18 protein-coding genes are annotated in these 21,759 nt (G+C 33.5%); 6 read left to right on the top strand and 12 right to left on the bottom strand.

The genetic code is table 11. The features are described 5' to 3' along the window. Positions 1-8 precede the first annotated feature (8 nt). The 6 genes from cysK to PMOB_RS07630 form a co-directional block, all read right to left on the bottom strand. Positions 9-899, bottom strand: coding sequence for a cysteine synthase A (gene cysK, locus PMOB_RS07605; protein WP_012209282.1), 891 nt, complete (start codon positions 897-899; stop codon positions 9-11). A gap of 86 nt (positions 900-985) precedes the next feature. Beyond that, entirely contained in the window at positions 986-1,597 is a 612-nt protein-coding gene (gene epsC / locus PMOB_RS11050; protein ID WP_012209283.1) for a serine O-acetyltransferase EpsC, read from the bottom strand. Between the two features lie 134 nt (positions 1,598-1,731). Then, entirely contained in the window at positions 1,732-2,802 is a 1,071-nt protein-coding gene (locus PMOB_RS07615; RefSeq protein ID WP_012209284.1) for a hypothetical protein, read from the bottom strand. A 5-nt stretch (positions 2,803-2,807) separates the two neighbouring features. Continuing rightward, on the bottom strand, positions 2,808-6,974 hold the full coding sequence (locus tag PMOB_RS07620; protein WP_012209285.1) for a PolC-type DNA polymerase III: 4,167 nt from the start codon (positions 6,972-6,974) through the stop codon (positions 2,808-2,810). Further along, on the bottom strand, positions 6,961-7,452 hold the full coding sequence (ruvC, locus tag PMOB_RS07625; protein ID WP_012209286.1) for a crossover junction endodeoxyribonuclease RuvC: 492 nt from the start codon (positions 7,450-7,452) through the stop codon (positions 6,961-6,963). The genes PMOB_RS07620 and ruvC overlap by 14 nt, the downstream gene beginning before the upstream one ends. Then, positions 7,452-8,693: an aminopeptidase P family protein gene (locus PMOB_RS07630; RefSeq protein ID WP_012209287.1), complete on the bottom strand. Its 1,242-nt coding sequence runs from the start codon at positions 8,691-8,693 to the stop codon at positions 7,452-7,454. The genes ruvC and PMOB_RS07630 overlap by 1 nt, the downstream gene beginning before the upstream one ends. Before the next feature lie 257 nt (positions 8,694-8,950). Between PMOB_RS07630 and PMOB_RS07635 the strand changes: the two genes are divergently transcribed. Next, the gene (locus PMOB_RS07635; RefSeq protein WP_012209288.1) at positions 8,951-9,565 is read left to right on the top strand and encodes a hypothetical protein; all 615 of its coding nucleotides are present in this window, start codon (positions 8,951-8,953) and stop codon (positions 9,563-9,565) included. Positions 9,566-9,570: 5 nt separating this feature from the next. After that, positions 9,571-10,008 (top strand): flagellar export chaperone FliS, encoded by a 438-nt coding sequence (gene fliS, locus PMOB_RS07640; RefSeq protein WP_012209289.1) that lies wholly within the window; start codon positions 9,571-9,573, stop codon positions 10,006-10,008. A gap of 48 nt (positions 10,009-10,056) precedes the next feature. Here the strand turns inward: fliS and PMOB_RS07645 are convergent, their stop codons facing one another. The 6 genes from PMOB_RS07645 to PMOB_RS07670 form a co-directional block, all read right to left on the bottom strand. Continuing rightward, a complete protein-coding gene (locus PMOB_RS07645) occupies positions 10,057-10,887 on the bottom strand; it encodes a carbon-nitrogen hydrolase family protein (RefSeq protein ID WP_012209290.1) in 831 nt (276 codons plus the stop codon). 39 nt (positions 10,888-10,926) lie between these two features. Then, positions 10,927-13,620 (bottom strand): glycoside hydrolase family 38 N-terminal domain-containing protein, encoded by a 2,694-nt coding sequence (locus PMOB_RS07650; RefSeq protein ID WP_012209291.1) that lies wholly within the window; start codon positions 13,618-13,620, stop codon positions 10,927-10,929. Positions 13,621-13,634: 14 nt separating this feature from the next. Beyond that, a complete protein-coding gene (locus PMOB_RS07655; RefSeq protein ID WP_012209292.1) occupies positions 13,635-14,468 on the bottom strand; it encodes a carbohydrate ABC transporter permease in 834 nt (277 codons plus the stop codon). Further along, the gene (locus PMOB_RS07660; protein WP_012209293.1) at positions 14,465-15,334 is read right to left on the bottom strand and encodes a carbohydrate ABC transporter permease; all 870 of its coding nucleotides are present in this window, start codon (positions 15,332-15,334) and stop codon (positions 14,465-14,467) included. Before PMOB_RS07660 ends, PMOB_RS07655 begins: the two co-directional genes overlap by 4 nt. A 92-nt stretch (positions 15,335-15,426) precedes the next feature. Continuing rightward, positions 15,427-16,692, bottom strand: coding sequence for an ABC transporter substrate-binding protein (locus PMOB_RS07665; protein ID WP_012209294.1), 1,266 nt, complete (start codon positions 16,690-16,692; stop codon positions 15,427-15,429). Positions 16,693-16,704: 12 nt separating this feature from the next. Next, a complete protein-coding gene (locus PMOB_RS07670) occupies positions 16,705-17,445 on the bottom strand; it encodes a LacI family DNA-binding transcriptional regulator (protein WP_331270673.1) in 741 nt (246 codons plus the stop codon). Positions 17,446-17,624: 179 nt separating this feature from the next. Between PMOB_RS07670 and PMOB_RS07675 the strand changes: the two genes are divergently transcribed. The 4 genes from PMOB_RS07675 (at position 17,625) to PMOB_RS07690 (ending at position 21,636) form a co-directional block, all read left to right on the top strand. Beyond that, entirely contained in the window at positions 17,625-18,671 is a 1,047-nt protein-coding gene (locus PMOB_RS07675; RefSeq protein ID WP_012209296.1) for a dipeptidase, read from the top strand. A gap of 165 nt (positions 18,672-18,836) precedes the next feature. Continuing rightward, positions 18,837-19,400, top strand: a complete 564-nt coding sequence (locus PMOB_RS07680) for an HNH endonuclease (protein ID WP_012209297.1) — start codon at positions 18,837-18,839, stop codon at positions 19,398-19,400. Positions 19,401-19,461: 61 nt separating this feature from the next. Next, positions 19,462-19,788 (top strand): hypothetical protein, encoded by a 327-nt coding sequence (locus PMOB_RS07685; protein WP_049755301.1) that lies wholly within the window; start codon positions 19,462-19,464, stop codon positions 19,786-19,788. Between the two features lie 126 nt (positions 19,789-19,914). After that, positions 19,915-21,636 (top strand): ATP-dependent nuclease, encoded by a 1,722-nt coding sequence (locus tag PMOB_RS07690; RefSeq protein ID WP_012209299.1) that lies wholly within the window; start codon positions 19,915-19,917, stop codon positions 21,634-21,636. Positions 21,637-21,759: the final 123 nt, after the last annotated feature.

The following is a 21,759-nucleotide window of genomic DNA, read 5'->3' on the forward strand; positions in this document are numbered from 1 at the left end:
ACATAAATTCACAATAAACTCATATATTTATCCCCACTATCGGGGGCAATGGTAACAATTCTTCTGCCTTTTTCCATTCTATCGGCTAATTTGATGGCTGCCAGTATATTTGCGCCTGAAGATATCCCTACAAACAATCCTTCGTCTTTTGCAAGTTGTTTAGTCATTTCAATAGCTTCTTCGTCATTTATCTGGATTACTTCATCGATTAGATTCTGATCCAAATTATCTGGAATGAATCCTGCTCCTATACCTTGAATCTTATGTTTACCAGGGTTACCTCCAGATATAACAGGTGAACTGGTTGGTTCTACTGCCACTATTCTAACACATTCTGAAAATGCTTTTTTTAACGCCCTCGCTACCCCAGTTATTGTACCACCGGTTCCTACTCCTGCAACAAAAGCTTCCAAAGAATAGTCCATCTGTTTGATAATTTCAGGTCCGGTAGTTACTTCATGTGAATATGGATTGGCAGGATTTGAGAACTGATTGGGCATATACCCTTTTGTTTCGTTCACAATCTCTAAAGCTTTGTTAATTGCTCCTTTCATTCCTTGATCGGCGGGAGTAAGTATCAACTCGGCACCAAAAAACTTTAAAATTTTCTTTCTTTCTTCACTCATACTTTCAGGCATAGTTAATATGACTCGATAACCTCTGCTTCTACCAATTGCTGCCAAAGCTATGCCGGTGTTTCCACTCGTTGGTTCTACAATTATATTTTGGCTTTCATTAAGTTTGTTCTTAATTTCACCATCTCTTATCATAAAAAATGCAGGCCTATCTTTTACACTACCTGCGGGATTATTTTTTTCTAATTTAACAAAAACCCTTCCAGGTTGAATAATCTTTGATAATGTAATAATTGGAGTGTTCCCTATCGACGTGTAAATCAAAAGATCACCTTCCATATGTTTAATTTTATTTCAGATTAGATTCAACAAAAAATCTTTCACTGTTAAAAGTTTTTAAATAGAATCATTTAAATTACAAAATCCGAGTTTATCGTATTGTTTAAGTCATAGTAATTAGAAGAGGGACAATTGATTTTTTTAATTTTTGCCGGTACCCCAACTGCCAATGATTTAGGCGGCACATCCATTAAAACGACAGAGTTAGCGCCAATGACCGATTCATCTCCTATGTATATATGTCCAAGAACTTTAGCTCCAGCACCGATCATAACATTTTTACCAACTATTGGGTGTCTTTTTCCGGTGGTAACAGTTTTAGCTCCCAGAGTTACCCCATGGTAGATCAATGTCCCGCTACCAACGCTCGCAGTTTCTCCAATAACAACGCCAAAACCGTGGTCAATGACTACTCCAGGTTCAATATAGGCTGCGGGATGTATATCCATAGAATGTACTATCTTACTCAACACATATATAATGTAAGAAACAGGATATATCTTGTACCTATAAAAGAAATTAGCAAAACGGTAAGCCATCAACCCGTGAAAAGGGATGGAAGTGAAAAATACCTTCCACTTGTTTTTTGCAACCGGATCTTTCTCGACGTACATATCTAAATCTTTTGATAAAGACTTGAAAATTCTTCCAAAATCCCGAAAGAAACTTAAAATACTTCTCATACATTTCCTCCCCGACTAAATTAAATATAACTAAAATTGTCGCTATTACAACAAAATTATATCCTAATTTCTTTTCAAGAGAACGATGTTTTTCTAAATTACTGTTAACGCTTTATCTCGGGGAGATAATTTAGTTAAGTTAACTTTCTGAACTCTTGAACTAAGAAACTGGCCCTTTTTTCGTTTTTCTTTTCTACCAAAACTAATTCTTTGGGGGATAAGTAAAATATTATATTTTCTGACATTCTCGATAAAATTGAGCGAATTTTTCTAATATGTATCGTTATTAAATATTGATTTTCAAAAGAATAGGGCAATTTAAAAGATATTTTTGAATTGTTGTTTTCTTTGTAAATGTAGCTGTTTCCTTTATTTAAGAGTAAATAGGCAATATTACTTTCAGAAAATGTTACATATAGTTTTGACAAAACCTTTTTTAATTCCCTTGTGTTGATCTCTTTTTCTTCGACAAAGCTCTTTTGGGTTACCAACAAATTTTTATTGTAAGAAGGCATGGACGAACATATTTTAATGAATATTCCTGGCATTCTTAATACAATATCTTTTTTGTCTATACCAAAATCGAGGATAGAACTTTTTTTCAAAAGGTTTAAAGATTTAACTATATGCCGGGCGGAAATAAACGGAATTTCTCTATGAAACTCTTCCCGGACATTTCCGTAGATGCTGTTCAATTTATAATAATTACTCATATAACCAAAAATTAAGTTATCATTGAACGTAAAAAAGTCAATGACATCTCCTTCGTTGGCAGAAGCAGAAACAAAATCAAGTTTATTAAGAAAAGATCCTATTTCTTTCTTGCTTAATAAAGTAAATTCTCTACTAACCTCGATTTGTTGGGTATCCATCTTTTCGATTTTACTATTCAATGTGATCCCTTGAATTTCAAAGGATATGAGCTTATCTTCTACAGTTAATTTAACCAAAGAATCATCTTTTAACTTCGTATCCCTTATAATTCCCTTTAAGTATTGAATTGGAACGGAGGCAACCCCATCAAACGGAAGGAATTCTTTGGTAATATTCAGATATATCTTCGCACATCCATCTGTCGCATAAATTTTGAGAGCCCTGTCATAATAAAAGTAAGCATTTCTGAAGGAAGGTTCAACGGAACCACAGAATGCGTCAAGAAGTTTTGTAATATTTTTTAATTCACCATAAGTCAACCAACCTTCCATTTATTTCATCCTTTAAATAGTGACATTTGATTTGTTTCTGGCAAGTCTTTCAATACTCCTAATTCCCTTAAAGTCTCAACGTTCGTTCTGTTACACCCACTCTTTGCAGCAAAATCTTCTATGGATTTAAACCCGCTCTCTCTTGATTTAATAATATTTTCTGCAGCTTTTTCGCCTAGATTAGGTACCTTGATAAAAGGCACAACAAGAGAATTTCCATCTATCAAAAACTTTTTTGAATCAGACTTGTTCAAATCAACCATTTTAAAATTATAACCTCTGAGCATCATTTCCAATGCCAACTCTAATACGACCATCTCATTTTTTTTGCGAACATCCAAATCCATATTACGCAGTTCAAATATCCTTTTTTTGATGGCATCTCTACCGGAGAAAATGACTTTTAAGTTGAATTCATCACCTTTGACGGTAAAATACGTAGAATAAAAAGCTAAAGGATAATGAACTTTAAACCATGCGATTCTAAAGGCCATACTAACGTAAGCAGCCGCATGAGCTTTTGGAAAGAGATATTTAATTTTTTGACAAGAGATGATGAACCATTCAGGCACTTTTAATTCTTTCATTAGTTCAATGTCTTCTTCGTCGATACCTTTGCCTTTTCTCACCTTTTCCATTATCGAAAAAGCACTTTTGGGTGGAGCGCCTTTGGATAGTAAATAATTCATTATATCATCTCTACAAGAAATTACCTCGTCTAAAGTTGCAATCTTCCTGTCTATCCAGTTTTTAGCTATTCCAGCCCATACATCGGTGCCATGTGATAAGCCAGATATTCTTACCAATTCAGAAAAACTCTTTGGCCTTGTGTCTTCCAACATCATTCTGACAAAAGTAGTACCAAACTCCGGGACCCCTAACGTTCCAACGGTTGTACCCAATTCATTTTTTAAGTCTATTTTCAATGCTTTTGTAGAAGAGAACAAACTCAAGGTTTTCTTATCGTCCATGGGAATAGTCATGGGGTCTACCCCAGTTAAATCAGACATCATTTTAATGAATGTAGGGTCATCGTGCCCGAGTGCATCTAACTTTACAAGATCGTTATGTATTACGTGGTAATCAAAATGAGTAGTTTGAACATTTGATTTATTATCATTGGCGGGGAACTGAATCGGTGTGTAATCGTAAACTTCCTCTTCTTTTGGAACTATCATTAATCCACCCGGATGTTGTCCTGTCGTTCGTTTTACCCCTGTTATCGCCTTGACTATTCTCATTATTTCACTATTTTTTACTATCCCCTGCTCTTCGCAATATTTTTTAGCGAAGCCAAAGGCAGTTCTATCTGCAATTGTTGATATAGTACCCGCTCGAAAAACATGATCTTCTCCGAACATTTTTTCTATGTATTTATGTGCCATGTTTTGGTAATCTCCAGAAAAATTCAAATCTATATCGGGTATTTTGTCACCTTCAAATCCCATGAATGTTTCAAATGGGATATCTTGGCCATCTTTTTTCATTTTTGCTCCACATTTTTCACATTTTTTATCGACAAGATCATACCCAGAACCTATTTCCTCTTTATCAAAAAACTCCACATTTTTACAACTTGGACATATATAATGAGGAGGTAGAGGATTTATCTCAGTTATTCCCAACATAGTAGCCACCAAAGAAGAACCAACGGAACCCCTGGAACCAACCAAGTACCCATCTTCTAAAGATTTTTGTACGATTTTTTGGGCAATTAGATAAAGTACCGCATAACCATGTTTTACGATGGATTCTAGTTCTCTATTCAATCGGCTTTCAACAATTTCTGGTAAAGGATTCCCATATATTTCATACGCTTTTTTCTTCGCAAGTTCTTCTATCTCTACTTCTGCATTCTCTATTTTTGGAGGATGAAGTTTGTTACTAAGAGGCTTTATTATTTCTATTTGATCTGCAATCTCATTAGTATTGGTTATGACAATTTTCTCGGCAATTTCTTTATCCCCAAAAATTCTTTGAGCTTCTTCTATCATCTCATCAGTTGTACGCAAATATCTGTGTGCAGAAGAAGTCTTTCTCTTTTCCCCAACTTTTAATGCGTTGTAAAAGATTTGGTCTTCTTTATCTAAGTAATGAGCGTTTGAGACCATTACAACTGGCATGTTCAATTCGTTACCAAGGTTATATATATCTTGATAGATCTTTTTTAATTGTTCTTCTGAAATAGTTTTATCTGATAAAGCATCCAATGGAGTTAATTCCAGATAATCGTAAAATTTGGCGATTTCGATAATTTCATCATGAGATCCACCTCTGAGATAGGTCTGAAAGATTTCTCCATCTTCGGTTCCACTACTACCTATAAGCAAACCTTCTCTCATTCGGGATAGTTCACTTTTTAAAATCCTAGGTACTCTGTAAAAATATTTTACATGGGCATTTGAAACAAGTTTATAAAGGTTTTTAAGACCGGTTTTGTTTTTGACCAAAATAGTCGTATCGTTCGGTTGGATTCTCTTAAAATCTATGAATTTTTTTAATTTTTCAAGATCAGACAACATTTCCACATTCTGGGATTTTGCCATTTCTATAAGTTTTAAAAACACCAAAGCGGTTATATTAGCGTCTTCATGAGCCCTATGGTGTTCAAAACTACCGAGTTTTAGCTCCTCAACTACCTTAGCCAAGCCATAGCTTTTCAAAGTTAACAAGGATTTTGAAAGGGCTACGGTATCTATATAAGTTTGCTCAAAGTGTTCATTATAAACTCTTCTAACCCATTCCCGTATAAAACGGTAATCAAAAATTGCGTTATGTGCAACTAAAACCGCACCTTCTATGAAACTCAAAAATTGAGGTAGGACTTCCTCTATCGGTTTTTCAACTTCCAGCATCTGATTCGTTATACCTGTGAAATTACTTGTAAAGTTTGAGACAGGTTTTCTTGGCTTCACCAAACGATGAAACTTAGACACGATTTTCATATTCTTTATTTTCACGGCACCAATCTCAATAATTTCGTTCATGGCAGGTTCTAATCCAGTGGTTTCCAAGTCAAAAACAACAAACTCAGTTTCACTTATTTTTTTATCTTTTGTCAGCAAACTTATAATATTTACAAATTCATCAACGACATATGCTTGAATCCCAAAAATTGGTTTAATACCTACTGCGACCGCTTTTTCATAAAATTCTGGAATACTTTGAACAACACCAGAATCAGTTATAGCTACCGCCTTATGGCCCCAATTTTTTATGGTCTTCACTATTTCGCCCACATCGAGTAAACCTTCCATAGCACTTAGTTTTGAATGCAAATGAAGCTCCACCCTTTTTGTGGGGTAGTTATCTTTCCTTTCGAGAGTTTCTTCTTTTAACTTAACTATATTTGTAGGTCTAATTGCAAATTCATGACTAAAAGAATCATAAAAAATGCTTCCTTCAATTAATACGTTATCTCCCTCATCTAATTCATTGTTTAAATTATTAGCCGTTTCAGAAAATGTTTTTACAACCGCGGAACTTTTTTTATCAGTGATATAAAGAGTAGATATAGGACCTTTTTCATTGTACTCTTTGTAAAATATTTTCCCGTTAACTACCACGTTACTTCCTTCATTTGAAGGAAGTAACGATAACGGTTGTGGTACCTTTTTAAAATCCCTTCCCATAATTACGACTCTTTCTGTATCATCTAATTTTTTGGAAATATCTGAATTAGACATCAAGTTACTATCCTCGGTATCAGACCTGTGATAACTATCATCGATAAAAGTGGGTTTTAAACTTTCATCTATCATGATTTGATAAGGGATTCTGTCACCGAGATATTTAAATAAAATATTATCCAATTCCTCTTTTTCTTTTGTTAGCCTGTTTATTACTATCGGTGAGTACGTTTTAAATACTATTTTGTTTTTTTGGTTATATTCTGGCTTTAAAAGTCTTAGATAATCTTTTAAACGATGATTCATTATCAACTGTTGCCAATTTCTTACGATAAATTCAGGTCCTTCATCATTTGTAAAAGAGATTTTGACTTCTCTCTTGAGAAGTCTACTAAAGAAAAGCTTCAATGAAGCTTCATCGATATCTTTACCTATATCCTGTAAATTGATTTCTGCCTCTTCGTCTTTTACAATGATTTCTCCACTTAGTTCAAAAGGAACAAAACCTACATTTTCCATCAAGAAATTTCTAATATCCTGCATTTTTGAAACTCCTCCTAAAATTTCCATGACAAAAAGCCGTGGCTAATGCGTCTGCTGCATCATCAGGAGTTGGTGTTTTTTCCAACTTCAATAATAATTTTAAAGTCCTTTGAATCTGTCCTTTTTCAGCCCTTCCATATCCTGTAACAGCCTGTTTTATCTGAAAAGGTGTGTATTCATAAATTGGTATATTTTCTTTTTCTAAACAAAGTAGAATAACACCTCTAGCCTCTCCTACCTGTATGGCGGTTGCAACGTTTTTAAAGAAGTACAATTTTTCTACAGCAGATTCATCAGGCTTATAGGTTTCTATTAAGTTTCTAAGCTGTTCGTCTATGTTCAGTAACCTTTTGGGAAGTTCGTCTTCTTTGCTGGTGTATATTACACCATAATCAATTAAGTTGAACATGTTACCTTTTTTTTCAAGGACGCCGTATCCTATCCTCCCGTAGCCGGGATCTATTCCCAAAATTACCATTAAAGTACACTCCAAATACATTCAATTTCTTCTATTTCTTTGGGGATTTCTCTGGACAAGTTTTCGCATCCATTCTCAGTTATTAGAAGATCATCTTCTATGCGAACGCCGATACCCTCTTCTTCTATATAAAGGCCTGGTTCATTGGTAATAACCATTCCTGGTTTTAAAGGAATATTCTTACCTCCTACGTCATGGGTATCCAAACCTAAAAAGTGACTCACAGAATGAAAATAATATTTTGAAAGTTCTTCATCGGTTTTAATCAATCCTATTTTTTTACAACTTTCTGCTAACGATGTCTTAGCAATTTCATTCAATTCAAAAAGGGTCAAACCTGGTTTTACTTGTGACTGAACTTCTTTCTGGGTATTTAAAACAATTTGGTAAATTTCTGCTTGTCTTGGGGAAAACTGTCTAGTTATGGGGAAAGTTCTTGATATATCCCCACTATAGTAATTATATTGTGCCCCCAAGTCCAACAATACTAAATCGCCCTCTTGTGTTTTTCGTTCGTTGGCAGAGTAATGTAAAATCGTAGAGTTTGGTCCTGAAGCTACTATTGGTTTAAAAGCAAAATCTTTTACCCCACTTTTTCTTAAAGAAAAATCGAAATATGCTTCGAGCTCGTACTCGTACATTCCAGGTTTTGAATTTTTTATTATGTTCAAAATCCCTTCTCTTGTAATTTCAATAGCTTTCTTAATATTATTAATTTCTTCTTCATCTTTAATAGTTCTCAATTCTGCGATTTTTGCTGAAACATCTTTTACACTGACATATGGAAATAATCTTTGTATTTCTTGAGCAATTAGCTTTTCTTTTGTCAAATTTTCCCAATGAGGAGATTTTAAATACAAATATAGACTCTTAATGTTAAACCTTGATAAGGTGTCTCCAATATATCCATTTAATTCATCCAAAAAAGATATATCTTCTTCTTGAATTTTACTAAACTTAGAACAATGTTCTTTGCTTGGTTTTTCACCAACCCACCTAGCTAACTTTGGATCGTTTCTTTCTATGAATAGTTTTTCAACTGTTTTTGATTCGGTTTTGTGAATTACTAAATAAGCGTTTTCTATATCTAAATCAGTAAAATAATAGAAGTTTCGATCCGGAGTAAAGCTATAGGTTTCGTCTGCGCTTTTTACTGGACTCTTTCCTGAGTAAAGAATCAACATCGAACCTTCTTCCAAACTGCTGCTTATTTTCTCTCTTCTACTTTTCACATCAGCCATATTGACCCCTCCTAATCCGGGGGCGTTAAGGGGATTCCCCCTTAAGAACCCCTAATTTCGCAGAACATCGTTTGCGTAGCAAACGAGAATTTGGAAATTGTTTCTAAATCATTATAAAGAACCATTTTGCACAAAGCTGCAAAAGTTTTAAATCCACTCTTTTTATTATATCATTAAAATATCATACTTTTATTTAAAGAAATAACTTTTTTAGACGATTATATACTAGAAGTTAATCTAAAAAAGGAGTGAGTACAATGTTTGATGATGAGAATATAAAGTTAAAAATAAGTGGTGTAAAAACTGATAATTTAGATATTCCAGTAGATAAGTACAGTACTTTTGAAGAAATGGTACAAGACTATATTAACAAAACGAAAGGCGTTTTAACTAAAATAACCATCAATGAAAAAGAAATTCCTTTGAATTATTACGATGAAATAAAGGATTCTTTCTTTGAAGGTGGAGAAGAGGTAGAGTTGGAATTCACATCAAAAAAAGAAGTTTTGTTCGATCTTATCTCCCAATCACTTGAATATATTAGTAAGGTTAGGGAAAATTTAGAAAGGGTTTCAAAAGAAGTTTTGCTTAATACGAACGAAGGGCATAAAATGCTTAACAGTATTGCAGAAGGTTTGCAAGCACTATTAGACGTCATAGAACAAACACGAGCTTTCAGCGAGGAAGATTTTTACAACCCAGGGGACTTAGACGACGTACAAAATGTTGTCCAAGATATAATTAGATCTCAAGGTGAACAAGATTATTTGGAGCTTTCAGACATCATTGAATTTGATTTCAGTGAAGTTTTGTCTACCTTTGAAACAATTTTAAAAAATGCTCAAAAAACTCTTGAGAAAAAAGGGGTGTAATTTGAATGTACAATAATAATCAAAACGCTAACTATTATTTTGAAAACAGTATAAAAACAGCTAGTCCTGCAAAGTTAGTCGAACTTTTGTATCAAAATTCGATCGAAAGAATAAATAAGGCAATAAAAGCTATTGAAAACAAAAATTTTTCCGAGGCCAATAAACAGATCATAAGAGTTGAAGACATAGTCACAGAACTCAACGTTTCTTTGAATCTTGAAAAAGGTGGAGAGATTGCTAAAAATCTCAGAGCACTATACAATTACATGTATCAAAGATTGTTAGAATCAAATACCAAAAAAGATACTGAAATTTTAAAAGAAGTAAGATCTTTTCTACAAGAGCTCTTAGATACTTGGAAAGAGATTTTGAAAAAAGAAGTCAAAACTTCTCGAGAGTTAAATGCCAAATCCGTCGACCCTAAATTTGATCTTCAATATTAAAAATTCAAAAACCCTCCAAAATCATAAGCGAGTTTGGAGGGTTTTTGTTTAATCAATTCTGAAATCTATCCCATCGTAGATCTTCAACATCTTTATTTCGTGAAGTGATGGCTCCAAAAGCCTTTCTTCAAGAATTTTATCGGTATCTATACTTACTTTTGCAATGACGTCTTCTTCGTCTCCCAATTTAATTAGGGTATCCCCGTGCGGATCTACAGCTATGGAATTTCCACAGAAAGGGATCGAATCTTCAGAGGGCTTACCAACGGCGTTTACACCGATTGCAAACAATTGATTATCTTGTGCTCGAGCGGATGTTCTTACTTCTACTAATTTTTCAAAACCTTTTGGAACAGCAGATGTAATTATTAGTATTTGTGCCCCTCTAAGTGCCATTATCCTATATAATTCAGGAAAGGCATGATCATAACAAATTGATAAACCTATTTTTATACCCTTCCAATCTATTATCTCAATAGACGTTCCTTCGGAAAGTCTAAACTTTTCTTTTGGAAAAACAAAGATTTTTCTATACTTACCAAGTAATTTACCTGATTCATCTATTAAAATCGAGGTATCGTAATACTTGCCAATTATTAAAGGGTCTTTTTCTAAAATGTTTGCAACAATAGAGATGTTGTATTTTTTTGCTATTCTTACAACTTCTTGAGTTGTTTCTCCGTCAGGTATAATTTCGGCAAGATTTTCAGCGTAATTGTTAATACTTTCAAGATCGTATCCTATGTTAAAAAACTCTGGTAGAATGTATAAATCCGCCTTTTTTACTTCTTTTGAAATCAATGAATCTAACTTTTTAAGGTTTGTTCCTTTGTCGTTCAATTTTGAATTTAATTGTACTAAACCAAATATTTTTTTCATAATGATGTCCCCCACTGTATAATGTGTATGGATGTGAAACTATTTGAGAGTGGCTAGTAAAAACTCTATTCCCCTTCTTTTTATTCTTACATCGTTCAACTTTACAATTATATGTTCTATTTTTGAAGAATCCACACGTTCAATTTTAGATCTGTTATATAACGAGGATAACTCTAATTCTAACGCTTTTCTCATTAATTTATACTTTTCAAAATGCAATTCGTATCTACTAATACCTTGAGTTTCCTTTATTTTCTTATCTACATCCTTTATTTGTTCTTTAAGATCTCTGACTTCTCTTTCCATTTTATTTATTATACTTATATCCGGTTTTGAAAGATCTTCAGAGATATCCCACGTAAATTTAGGATATACGATGTTAACTTTTGAGCCTTGATCATCAGAAAAAGTATTTAAAGATAGCTTAGGTATTTTTAACGTTAATATCTCTTTTGGCTTGATCGTCCCATCAAATTCTTCTAATTCGTTCTCTAACAAATCGGTTTTTATTGCTTTTTGAGGTAATCTTATCTCTTTTTTCTTGTGAGTAGGATTAAAAAACCGTAGAGTCATCCCTTCTTTGTCTATTGAGGGTTTCATATTCACAAATTCTATATTTTCGTCCACTGAAGAATAGAATTTATGAACCACCCTGGCCTGGTTTTCTAAGCTTGAATTATTAATATGTTTATAAAACAATAAAGGTGGATTGATAAAGGAATTTTTGTATTTCAAAAAATCATTTTTTGGTGATATACAAAAGGCGGTCTCGATTTTCATTTTTCTTTTTACTTCTGCTCCAGGAGTATACATTACGGGACCGGCATCTCCAATTCTTCCTTTTACGTTTTCGAGAGAAAGCCAACTTACGGATCTTAATAAAATTAAAGAAACAGCTTTTTTTGAAGAAAACGCCCCAGACGGGGTCAAGGATGTCGTAGAATGTGTGGTATAACTATAAATCCCTTTTGCCATAAAGGCTGCAAAATAGTCATCCTTTTCTAAACCAACGTAGTCCTTCATAGGAAAAACGTTATTAAAAGCGATTTCTCTTGCAGCAACTAAAAACTTTTTCATTTCTTCTTCAGGTTCCTCATATTTTATTTCGTATGGTCTTTTTACAGAATCAAAAGGAGCACCGGCATTTATATCTCCACCTCCGATTAAGGATAAAAGTAATCCATAATCTGATCCTTTTCCCAAAGATTCAATTTCGATGTTGATATAGGGCAATTCTGAAAATGTCAAAGAAAGGGTGAAATCAACTTCTTTACTGGTAAAATCAAGAGCTATTTTGGAGTAGTTATCTGATCGTGCTTTCAATCTCATTCCTGAGAAAGTTAAGTTCAGTTCTTTATCAAAGGCAGAAGAGTATTCATCACCCTTGTCTTCTACCAAAACTGGTTTGATTAAATAATCCTTATTTTCCTTTTTAATATGAAGTTTCCCATTTTCGACGATGGCTTTGAAATGTTTGTTCTCCCAATGAAAACTATTTATGGGTTTTTCCCAATATCTTACTTTATACTTTTTTAAATCAACTTTTGATAAAATACCTGATGGTGCAGAAAATCTATAAAGGGTTTCTTTATTTTCAAATAATACAGGCAATTCCTGAGGATTCAAATTTAGGCAAGTGTAACCTAAAGGTAAAACCTGATCTACCTTATCCAAAACTTTATTTAAAGTTGATTCAAAAATCTCTTTAATTTTATTGTATCTTTCTTCCATGTCTTCATGAATCTGATCTACTCCTACTCCGCCTATGCTGTCGTGGACTAAGTTCATCACTAAATATTCCCAAGCCTTTTGTATCTCTTTATCGTATTCAGAATTATCTACGATAGCAATTAACGGCTCTAATACTTTAGAGAGGATATATTCAGAATGCCAATTCATAATTTTTAAATACTGTCTTGTTGATAAACTACCAGGAAATACCGAAACAATACTTCCATCCATGAGTTCACCAACGTATTCTCCAATTAAAGATGGGTCTTCTTGGTTAAAATACTCTTTTATAAACTCATCTGGAAAAACTGTTTTTAATTCTCCATCAGTGGGATCTTCTGGCACAGGGTCCAGGTCGTATCCATTTAGTAAAGGAAGGTAATTAGTTTTTGAATATTTTTTTAGCTTGTTAATTTCCAACTCCAATCTTTTTTCCATAACTTCTGGATAATCTTTCAACCTCATGATATTCCTATAACTATCTAGTAAATATATTCCATGAATTTTGCTACCATCAGGACTGCTCCAAGTAAACCCAATTTTTGGAAATTTCATTTTTAAACCTCTCCAGAGGAAACAACTTTCTATTTCACATTGAGAATTAATTTGTGCAACTTGAGACAAAAAGCCAAAATTATCCAATAACCAACCTATCTTCATAATATTTCCAAACTTTTTAGCTTCCTGATTACCCAATATAATATTTCTAATTGAGCTTTCTTCAGAGACTCTCCAATCAATTTGTCCGTAGTATGGCCCAAAAGCTATGTTTTTAGAGTATTTTTTCAATTCGTCTTCTGCTTTTTTTCGTTCTTCTCCTTGAAAATTGCTTAGATAATCTTTCACCAGCAACATTTGCCCATCTAACACGAATTTGTATTCAGGATTATTATCAATTAACTGGAAGAGTTTTTGAAATAAACTTGGTAACATTTTTTTTGTTGCGTCAGTGGGAGCGAACCATTCTCTATCCCAATGAGTGTGTGAAATGATGTAGTACATCTCTTCGCCTCCAATTATCCTTTAATTGAACCAGCCTGTATTCCTTGTAAGAGTTGTCTCTGAAAGAATATTATTATTATCAAAATTGGTATCATACCAATTACTATAGCTGCACTAAGTAAACCCCAATCTATACTGTAAAGTCCCAAAAATCTGTACATTGCAACTTGGAAAACAGTCTTACTAGGAGAACTTATTAAGATCATAGGTAAAACAAATTCATTCCATGCAAATCTGAAAGTGAATATGAAAGATATACTTAAACCAGGCCAAGATAAAGGCATTATTACTTTAGTAAATCTTTGCATGGTTGAGGCACCGTCAAGCGCTGCTGCCTCTTCTAAAGAAATAGGGATGGTATCAAAATGATTTTTGAGAATAAAAATATTCAACGGTATTATTAAAACCTGATAAGCAAGAATTACTCCCGCATATGTGTCTAATAAACCCATCCTCTGAAATATCAAATAGAGCGGGATTGTGTTCATAGTTATAGGAATCATAAAAACTCCCATTACTGCAGCTAAAAGTTGCTTTTTTCCTTTGAAGTGGTACCTTGAAAAGGAAAATGCTGCTAATGCTGAAATTATAACACATAGTAAGGTTGCTGGAACCGCTACTATAATACTATTCAGAAAACTTCTCATCATTTGGTCATCTTGAAAAAGAATTTGATAATTTTGAAAGGTCACTTCTTTAGGAATTAAGCTAGGAGGAAATTCTCTTGCTTCCTCCGGTGTTTTCAGTGAAGTAACAAACACCCAAAATATAGGCATTATCGTATAAACAGCAAATATAACAAGAATGATAAATAATATGGCTCTAATTGTTTTATTCTTTTTGGTCATGCCTCCTCACCTCTCAATGCTCGTAGATAAAGGAAAGAAACTGTCAAATTTATAATGAGTAGAACTATTCCTATGGCCGCACCAATAGACAGATTACCTTGCTCAAAACCTTGTTTATACATATACAAAGATGCCGTTGTAGTAGACATTAAAGGCCCTCCTCCTGTCAATACCAACTGAAGATCAAAAAGATTTACACTCCACATAGAAGTAAGGATCAAATTTATCCCTAAAAAAGGTGCCAACAAAGGCAGCGTTATATTGAAAAAACTTTGAAGTGGACCAGCACCATCAATTTTAGCTGCCTCATACAAATTTCTATCGATTGTCAACAACGAGGATTCTTGAAAAAGTATAGAAAACGGCGTACCGAACCATATATTAGCTATCAATAAGGATATCAAGGCCATATTTGGATCTGATATCCAATTTACAGGCTGCATTCCTACTCTTATAAGCAAACCATTTATCAATCCAAAATAATCGTTGTACATCCATTGCCAAGAAAATCCAACAATAGTGGCTGACAAAAGCCATGGAAGTATAAAAAGAACTCTAAAAAATTTAGTTCCCCAAACTCTTTCAATTAAAATTCTGGCTATTAAAAAGCCTATAAAAATTTGAAAAAATACCGATCCTAATACAAAAAAGAGTGTAACTTTTAAAGATTGTAAAAAATATTCATCTTGAAAAATTTTTACCCAGTTTTGGAAACCAACAAAGGGCCAAACGTTGTTTATATTAGTAGTCTTGACATTATGCAATGAAATGCTGAAATTCCAAAATACAGGAAAAATCATCAAAAAAAACATTATGGACAAAGCAGGGAGTAACAATAAAAAAGGCATCCACTTTTTCCTTTGCATTGATTCACCACCTCCGTCTATTCTTCACTAAAAGCAGCCTCCTTTAAAGAAGGAGGACTGCTGTGTTAAAATTTTTACTTTTCAGGAATCCCTTAGAAGATCAAAATTTCTTCAACCTTTTTTGAAGCATTTTTCAGGGCATCCTCTGGAGTTTTTACGCCATAATAGACTTCTTCTATTGCTATTCGCAGTGACTCAGCTATTTGAGGATATTCGGGAATATTTGGTCTTCCTTTCCCAATTGCCACCGCTTTCATAAGATCCTCGAAGAAAGGTATCTCATTTTCAAGAGTCGATTTATAGGGATCTTCTTCGGCTATGGTTTTTTGTGTGGGCAAGTAAACGTATTTAGCCAAAACTGGAGTTAAAACTTCTGGATCAAGCATTATAGTCATCAATTCCCATGCTAACTCGGGATGCTGGGATGTTGAAGGAATAGCTAACAGCCAACCACCCATCATCGTTGAACTTTTCATACCCTCTTCTGGAACTGGAAATCCTGGTATCATACCAATTTGATTGAAATCAAATCCTTCAGGAAATTTCCCTAACAACCAACTTCCTTCGATCATTACGGCAAATCTCTTATCAGCAAATTCTTGGCCCCATTGATGTTGAACTTGTGGCCTTATACCTATCTCTACTTGATCTCTCAAGAAAGTTAGTGCCTTTACCCCTGCCTCGCCATAAAAAGCCGGGTAATACTCTCCATCTTTCTGTTCGAGAATTTCTCCACCATTCATCCATAGATATGGAAACCACATATCAGGTGAATGACTAGCAGCAACCAAATGCATCGGTAATATGCCCTTTTTCATAGTAACAGGAGCTAATTTCTTATAAGCCTCAATGTATCCATCCCAAGTTTTCAGCATTTCGGGATCTACGCCTGCTTCTTCTAACAAATCTTTCCAATACCAAGTTACTCGTGCGTCTGTCCAAGTCCAGATGCTGTAAAACTTGCCATCAAACTTTGAACCGTCTACATTTGCAGGATAAAATTCATCAATCCTTCCCCAAGAGTTAACTTCCTTTGTAATATCTTTTAGAAAACCTGATTGTGCAAACTCTCCCAACCATATTTGATCGACTGAAACTAAATCTCTTGGAGTTTTTCCAGCAGTCAAAGTGATAAGTTTAGACCTCGTATCATCGTATGGAAGTACTTCGTACTCCATAGTGATCTCCATATCTGGATGTCTTTTGTTCAACTCTTCTAAAGCTACTGAAATCAACATGTGCCACCTATCCGCAGGAGCAGCAAATGTTCCAGTTAAAACGACTTTTTCCACTGCTAAAGCCATACTCGAAAAAATAATAACAAATAACACAAAACTCACTAAAAACTTCCTACTCATCTTGATTCCTCCTCACTTGATTTTTTGCCCTGTTGAATCACGCCATACAACTTCAACGGGCAAAGTAATTTTGAAATCCTCGCTATTATTTTCACCCTGAATAATTGAAACTAAATATTTTGCTGCTACCTCACCTATATTTCGTAAAGGTTGCCTTACTGTGGTAAGATTTGGAAAGATACTTTGGGCTATTGGTCTATCATCAAATCCATATAATTTCATTTTTTCTGGTACTGAAAGACCTCTTACTTGCAACGCCGTCAAAGTACTTACCGCTACGATATCGTTACAACAAAAAATAGTATCTACATGGTTCTTCAAACATTTGTCTATAGCTCTGTCCATCTCATTTTTCCCCACTATTTCACTATAAACGGGAATATTATGCTCTTTACAAGCGTCAAACATTCCGTTATATCTTTCTTTCACGGAACTAATAGAAAAATCTTCTTCAGTGAAAAACATTATAGATTTAACCGTTGAATTGTGAATAAGTTCTTTTGTTAAGTTATAAGCACCTAAGTAATTATCAGACTGAACGAGTGGTTTTCTAATATCGTTAACCGTTTTATCTACAAAAACCATAGGAAACTCTTTTTTTAATAACCTTTTGAAGATTTCATCTTCTACCAATTCTTTTGTAGGAAGGATTATATATCCTTTTGGGTTAGAAGAGAGAATATATTTCATTTTTAATTTCGTTATAGAGGAATTAGAATCTATAAACTGAACGAAAGGTTCGTACTCTGTGATGTGATAAGCCTACTCAATCCCCGCCAATATCTCAGAGGTAACTATTTGTAATAAGATGGATTTTCCTCCATTTTTTAAAGAATTAGAAAAAATTAGAAAAATAATAGTATAATTAAAAAACCTGATATCCCTACAACTGCAACCGCAAAAAAATAACAAAAGATCGAGGAGGAAATATTTTGACTAATTTCAAAGAACAAGCTCATAAAATCTTAGAAGAAAGTCTTGTAATCGATGCACACTTTGATTTACTAATGGATGTGGCAAATCAAAGGAAATATGGGATTCACAAAGTTATAGAAAACGATCATCTTGACAATTTTCGTAAAGGTGGATTAAATGCCGTAGTTTCCTCTTTGTTTATCGAAAGTTTTTTAACCCCCGAAATCTCATTAAGAGAGGCTTTAGACCAAATCAGTTCATTTTACAAGGAATTAGAAGAATCAAGCGATTATTTAATGTTATGTAAATCCTACGAAGATATAATTAAAGCAAAAGAAAGTAATAAAATCGGAATATTTTTATCTTTTGAAGGAGTTGAACCTCTATACAACGATTTAGATTTACTCGATATCTTTTACCGTTTAGGTGTGAGATTTGTCGGGCTGACTTGGAGTAGAAGGAACTACGCTGGTGATGGAAGCAAATTTCTACCGCCAGACCCCAAGAAAAACTCGAACGGTTTATCTGATTTTGGAATTGATTTAGTTAAAAAAGCTCAAAGCTTAGGTATGGTAATAGATGTTAGCCATTTAAACGACAAAGGATTTTGGCAAGTTATCGAGCTTAGTAAAGGACCTATAATAGCTTCCCATTCTGATTGTAGAAAGATAGTAAACTTAGAAAGAAACCTCTCTGATTCACAGATAAAGGCGATAGCAGATACCGATGGAGTAATAGGAATAAACGCCTATAACAAAATCGTATCGAATGATCCGGAAAAAGCCAATGTTGATGATTTAGTTAAACATATAGATCATATTGTAAATTTAGTAGGTATTGAGTATGTTGGTTTAGGATTTGATTTCTGTGAGCACCTAAAAAAATTCAACCCCCAGTTTGTGAACGAACTTAATCCATCCCCATCTTTTCAAGTTTTAGATAACCATTCAAATATTGTATTACTCGTTGAGAAATTACTACAAAGGGGATATGGTGAACAAGATATAAAGAAGATATTAGGAGAAAATTTTTCAAGGGTGTATAAAAAGGTACTAATTCATTAGAAATTTTAAATTAGTAAATTTGAAAAAATTTGGTAAAATAAGAAAGGGGGAAAGCTTTCAAACTCTGTAGATATTGATGTTATTTTTTGTGACTCTGATACAACCCTAGCAGTTGCTGAAAAACTTGATTGAAAGATTTATCAGAGATAAAAGAGGTTTTGGAATATGCCAGATAGAGATGTAAAAACAATACAAGATCTCATATATTATCAATATGCCAAAATTATAGCAAGAAGCGCTTTTTCCATCCCTAATGGAAATATTGCGAAGAAAGAGCATTATGGATTTATAAAAAAGACATTTTTAGAATTAAAAAACGGTGTTAAATCTTGGTCAGAAATTACTCGTGAAGATTGGCAATTTGTGGAATCTTCCAAGGAATGTATATATTGCGGAGCGAAAAGCGATATTCAAAAAGAACATATTGTTCCGAGGTCTTTGCAAATTACCTCCAAGTGTAAAACATGTGACAAAATCCAAGGCATTCACAACCAAGTATGGGCGTGTAAACAATGTAATTATTCAAAAGGCACGAAAGGTCTTTATGAATTCTACAAGGCAAAATTTCCAAATGAAAAGAAATTCTACGACTTAATTCCACCACTATTAGAGAAGAAATACTTAAAGACAATTTATAATTGTCATAAATGTGCTGGAACTCTAAACTTGGGTGATCTAGATGGCGACGGAAAAATAACTGTACTGGATATTGACTTCATACTTCATTGAACTTCTCTAAAAACGGTATTTGTGCCTTTTACGAGCTAATAAAAATATAAACATTGCTTTTATGCCTAAACTTTATCAGGCACAACCTTTAACTGGTTTTAAATATTTACATGGCAGAAAAGGAGACAAAGCGTTTCATATTGGACCTTTGAATGCTCCTGTTACGATGGAAGAAGTGGAAAAGGTGGTTATTGAGTGTAGAGCTAATGATTTCAACAAAGCAGATGTTCTTGGCTGGGAGTGGAGTTATGAAGTTAACGAACTCGCTAAAGCACGAGCAAAGGAAAATGAAGTTGTACTCAAAATCACTGATTTTCAAATCCCACCCACAGGAGAACTTGCACAGATTTCCAGTAAAGTAAAAGACCCAAGAGATCTCATGGATTAATGGGCAATTGATTGGGATTGTGAAGCTAAACATAAAGATGATGAAGCAGGTGAATACCAGATAATGGTTAAGGTGGTGGATGTTTTCGCGAATGGCACGAATAAGGTGTCGGAGGTGAAAAATGAAATGAAGATCAAATCAATAACAATCCATAATTTTCGTTCATTAAAAGACGCTATGTTTGATTTATATGATTACAATGTGCTAGTTGGAGCTAACAATGTAGGAAAATCTAATGTCCTAACAGCATTAAGGATTTTCTATGAAAATGAAAAATACAATGAAAAATTCGACTTTCCAAAATTTCAAACGGATGACAATGAAAGCTGGATTGAAATAGAATATTCGCTGGAAGATGATGAATTTCCCAATTTGAAAAACGAATATAAAAGTTTGAATAACATTCTGAAAGTAAGAAAATATCTTAAATCGGAAGATAAAAATAAAGTAAAAAACAACCAAAGTAACATATATGGTTACGAAAATGGTCACCTTTCAGAAAATTTATTTTATGGAGCAAAGAACATTTCAGAGGCAAAATTAGGATCAGTTATCTATATTCCAGAATTATCCACAACTGATGAAACTCTAAAGTTAACTGGACCTTCCCCTTTAAGAGACGTAATAACCTTTGTTATGAAGAAAGTTGTTAAAACTAGTGAATCTTTTGATAAATTAAATACAGCCTTTGAAGAATTCAATAGTAAATTTAAAGAAGAATCTTCAAAAGATGGTTTTTCATTAGGCAAAATGATGGAAGAAATAAATGATAGTTTAAAAGAGTGGGAAGTAGAATTTAATTTCAATATAAATCCTATAAGGCATGAAGACATAATAAAAAACTTAGTTTCACACTATGTAGTAGATAAGAATTTAGAGGAAAGAATAGATGTTAAATGTCTTGGTCAAGGACTTCAACGACATTTGATTTACACTCTTCTAAAACTTTCTTCACAATATACTGAAAAGAAAACTTACGAAAAAAAAGAATTCTTACCAGAACTTAATCTAATACTGTTTGATGAACCTGAGGCGTTTTTACATCCGGCTCAACAAGAATTTCTTAACACTAGTTTAAAGTCTTTATCCTCTGAAGAGGGCCAACAGGTTATTATAGCGACTCATTCACCAATTTTCATAAGTAAAAACATCGAGGATATTCCAGCATTAATAAAATTAAAAAGGGATAAAGGCATCACGCAGATTTTTCAGGTATCAAAGGATAAACAAAGAAAAATTATTGAGCAAAATAATGAACTGGTACAAATGCTAAAAAATAAATTAGTTGAGAAATCAATTGATCAAGCAATGGAAAATAGCATTAAAAATATTATGGGTAGTACAGAGGATGACGAGAGAATGGAACAGGAAGCAATTCGTTACCTTTTATGGCTTGATTCGGAAAGATGTTCAGCATTTTTCGCGGATATTGTGCTGATATGTGAAGGAGCTACAGAAAAGACATTTATTGACTATCTCATAAAAAACAAATGGAATGATATAAGGAAAAAGAGAATTTATGTTTTGGACGCAATGGGAAAGTTTAACATTCACCGATATATGAATTTATTTAGGGAATTAGGAATATATCATTCCGTTTTAGCAGACAAGGATGAGAACAAAAATGCTCACGAATTTATTAATCAATTTATTGAGAAACAGAAAAACGAGTTTACCAAATCTATAGATTTCTTTGATAAAGATATAGAATCTTTCCTCGGAATTCCACAAAGCACTCGAAGAGACAGAAAACCACTAAATGTGATGTGGCATTATATTAATAACGAAATTGATGAGAAGAAAGTTGATGAATTAAAGGAAAAAATAACAAAATTGATAGGTGAATAAAAATCAAACCGAATGATATTTTACATCCAGAGCTTAGATGCTCTCGCAAGGCATATTTAGCCAACGAATTACGCAAAGTAGTGATTAATACCCACTTTATACCTTCAAAATGCCACATAATAT

Origin of the sequence: Petrotoga mobilis SJ95 (genome assembly GCF_000018605.1) — a bacterium.
Taxonomy (GTDB): domain Bacteria; phylum Thermotogota; class Thermotogae; order Petrotogales; family Petrotogaceae; genus Petrotoga; species Petrotoga mobilis.

What these genes read in the sequence shown, in the direction of transcription:
- epsC (WP_012209283.1), bottom strand. Translation starts at nt 1,597, where the DNA reads ATGAGAAGTATTTTAAGTTTCTTTCGGGATTTTGGAAGAATTTTCAAG.
- PMOB_RS07615 (WP_012209284.1), bottom strand. Translation starts at nt 2,802, where the DNA reads ATGGAAGGTTGGTTGACTTATGGTGAATTAAAAAATATTACAAAACTT.
- PMOB_RS07620 (WP_012209285.1), bottom strand. Translation starts at nt 6,974, where the DNA reads ATGCAGGATATTAGAAATTTCTTGATGGAAAATGTAGGTTTTGTTCCT.
- ruvC (WP_012209286.1), bottom strand. Translation starts at nt 7,452, where the DNA reads ATGGTAATTTTGGGAATAGATCCCGGCTACGGGAGGATAGGATACGGC.
- PMOB_RS07630 (WP_012209287.1), bottom strand. Translation starts at nt 8,693, where the DNA reads ATGGCTGATGTGAAAAGTAGAAGAGAGAAAATAAGCAGCAGTTTGGAA.
- PMOB_RS07635 (WP_012209288.1), top strand. Translation starts at nt 8,951, where the DNA reads ATGTTTGATGATGAGAATATAAAGTTAAAAATAAGTGGTGTAAAAACT.
- fliS (WP_012209289.1), top strand. Translation starts at nt 9,571, where the DNA reads ATGTACAATAATAATCAAAACGCTAACTATTATTTTGAAAACAGTATA.
- PMOB_RS07645 (WP_012209290.1), bottom strand. Translation starts at nt 10,887, where the DNA reads ATGAAAAAAATATTTGGTTTAGTACAATTAAATTCAAAATTGAACGAC.
- PMOB_RS07650 (WP_012209291.1), bottom strand. Translation starts at nt 13,620, where the DNA reads ATGTACTACATCATTTCACACACTCATTGGGATAGAGAATGGTTCGCT.
- PMOB_RS07655 (WP_012209292.1), bottom strand. Translation starts at nt 14,468, where the DNA reads ATGACCAAAAAGAATAAAACAATTAGAGCCATATTATTTATCATTCTT.
- PMOB_RS07660 (WP_012209293.1), bottom strand. Translation starts at nt 15,334, where the DNA reads ATGCAAAGGAAAAAGTGGATGCCTTTTTTATTGTTACTCCCTGCTTTG.
- PMOB_RS07665 (WP_012209294.1), bottom strand. Translation starts at nt 16,692, where the DNA reads ATGAGTAGGAAGTTTTTAGTGAGTTTTGTGTTATTTGTTATTATTTTT.
- PMOB_RS07680 (WP_012209297.1), top strand. Translation starts at nt 18,837, where the DNA reads ATGCCAGATAGAGATGTAAAAACAATACAAGATCTCATATATTATCAA.
- PMOB_RS07685 (WP_049755301.1), top strand. Translation starts at nt 19,462, where the DNA reads ATGCCTAAACTTTATCAGGCACAACCTTTAACTGGTTTTAAATATTTA.
- PMOB_RS07690 (WP_012209299.1), top strand. Translation starts at nt 19,915, where the DNA reads ATGAAGATCAAATCAATAACAATCCATAATTTTCGTTCATTAAAAGAC.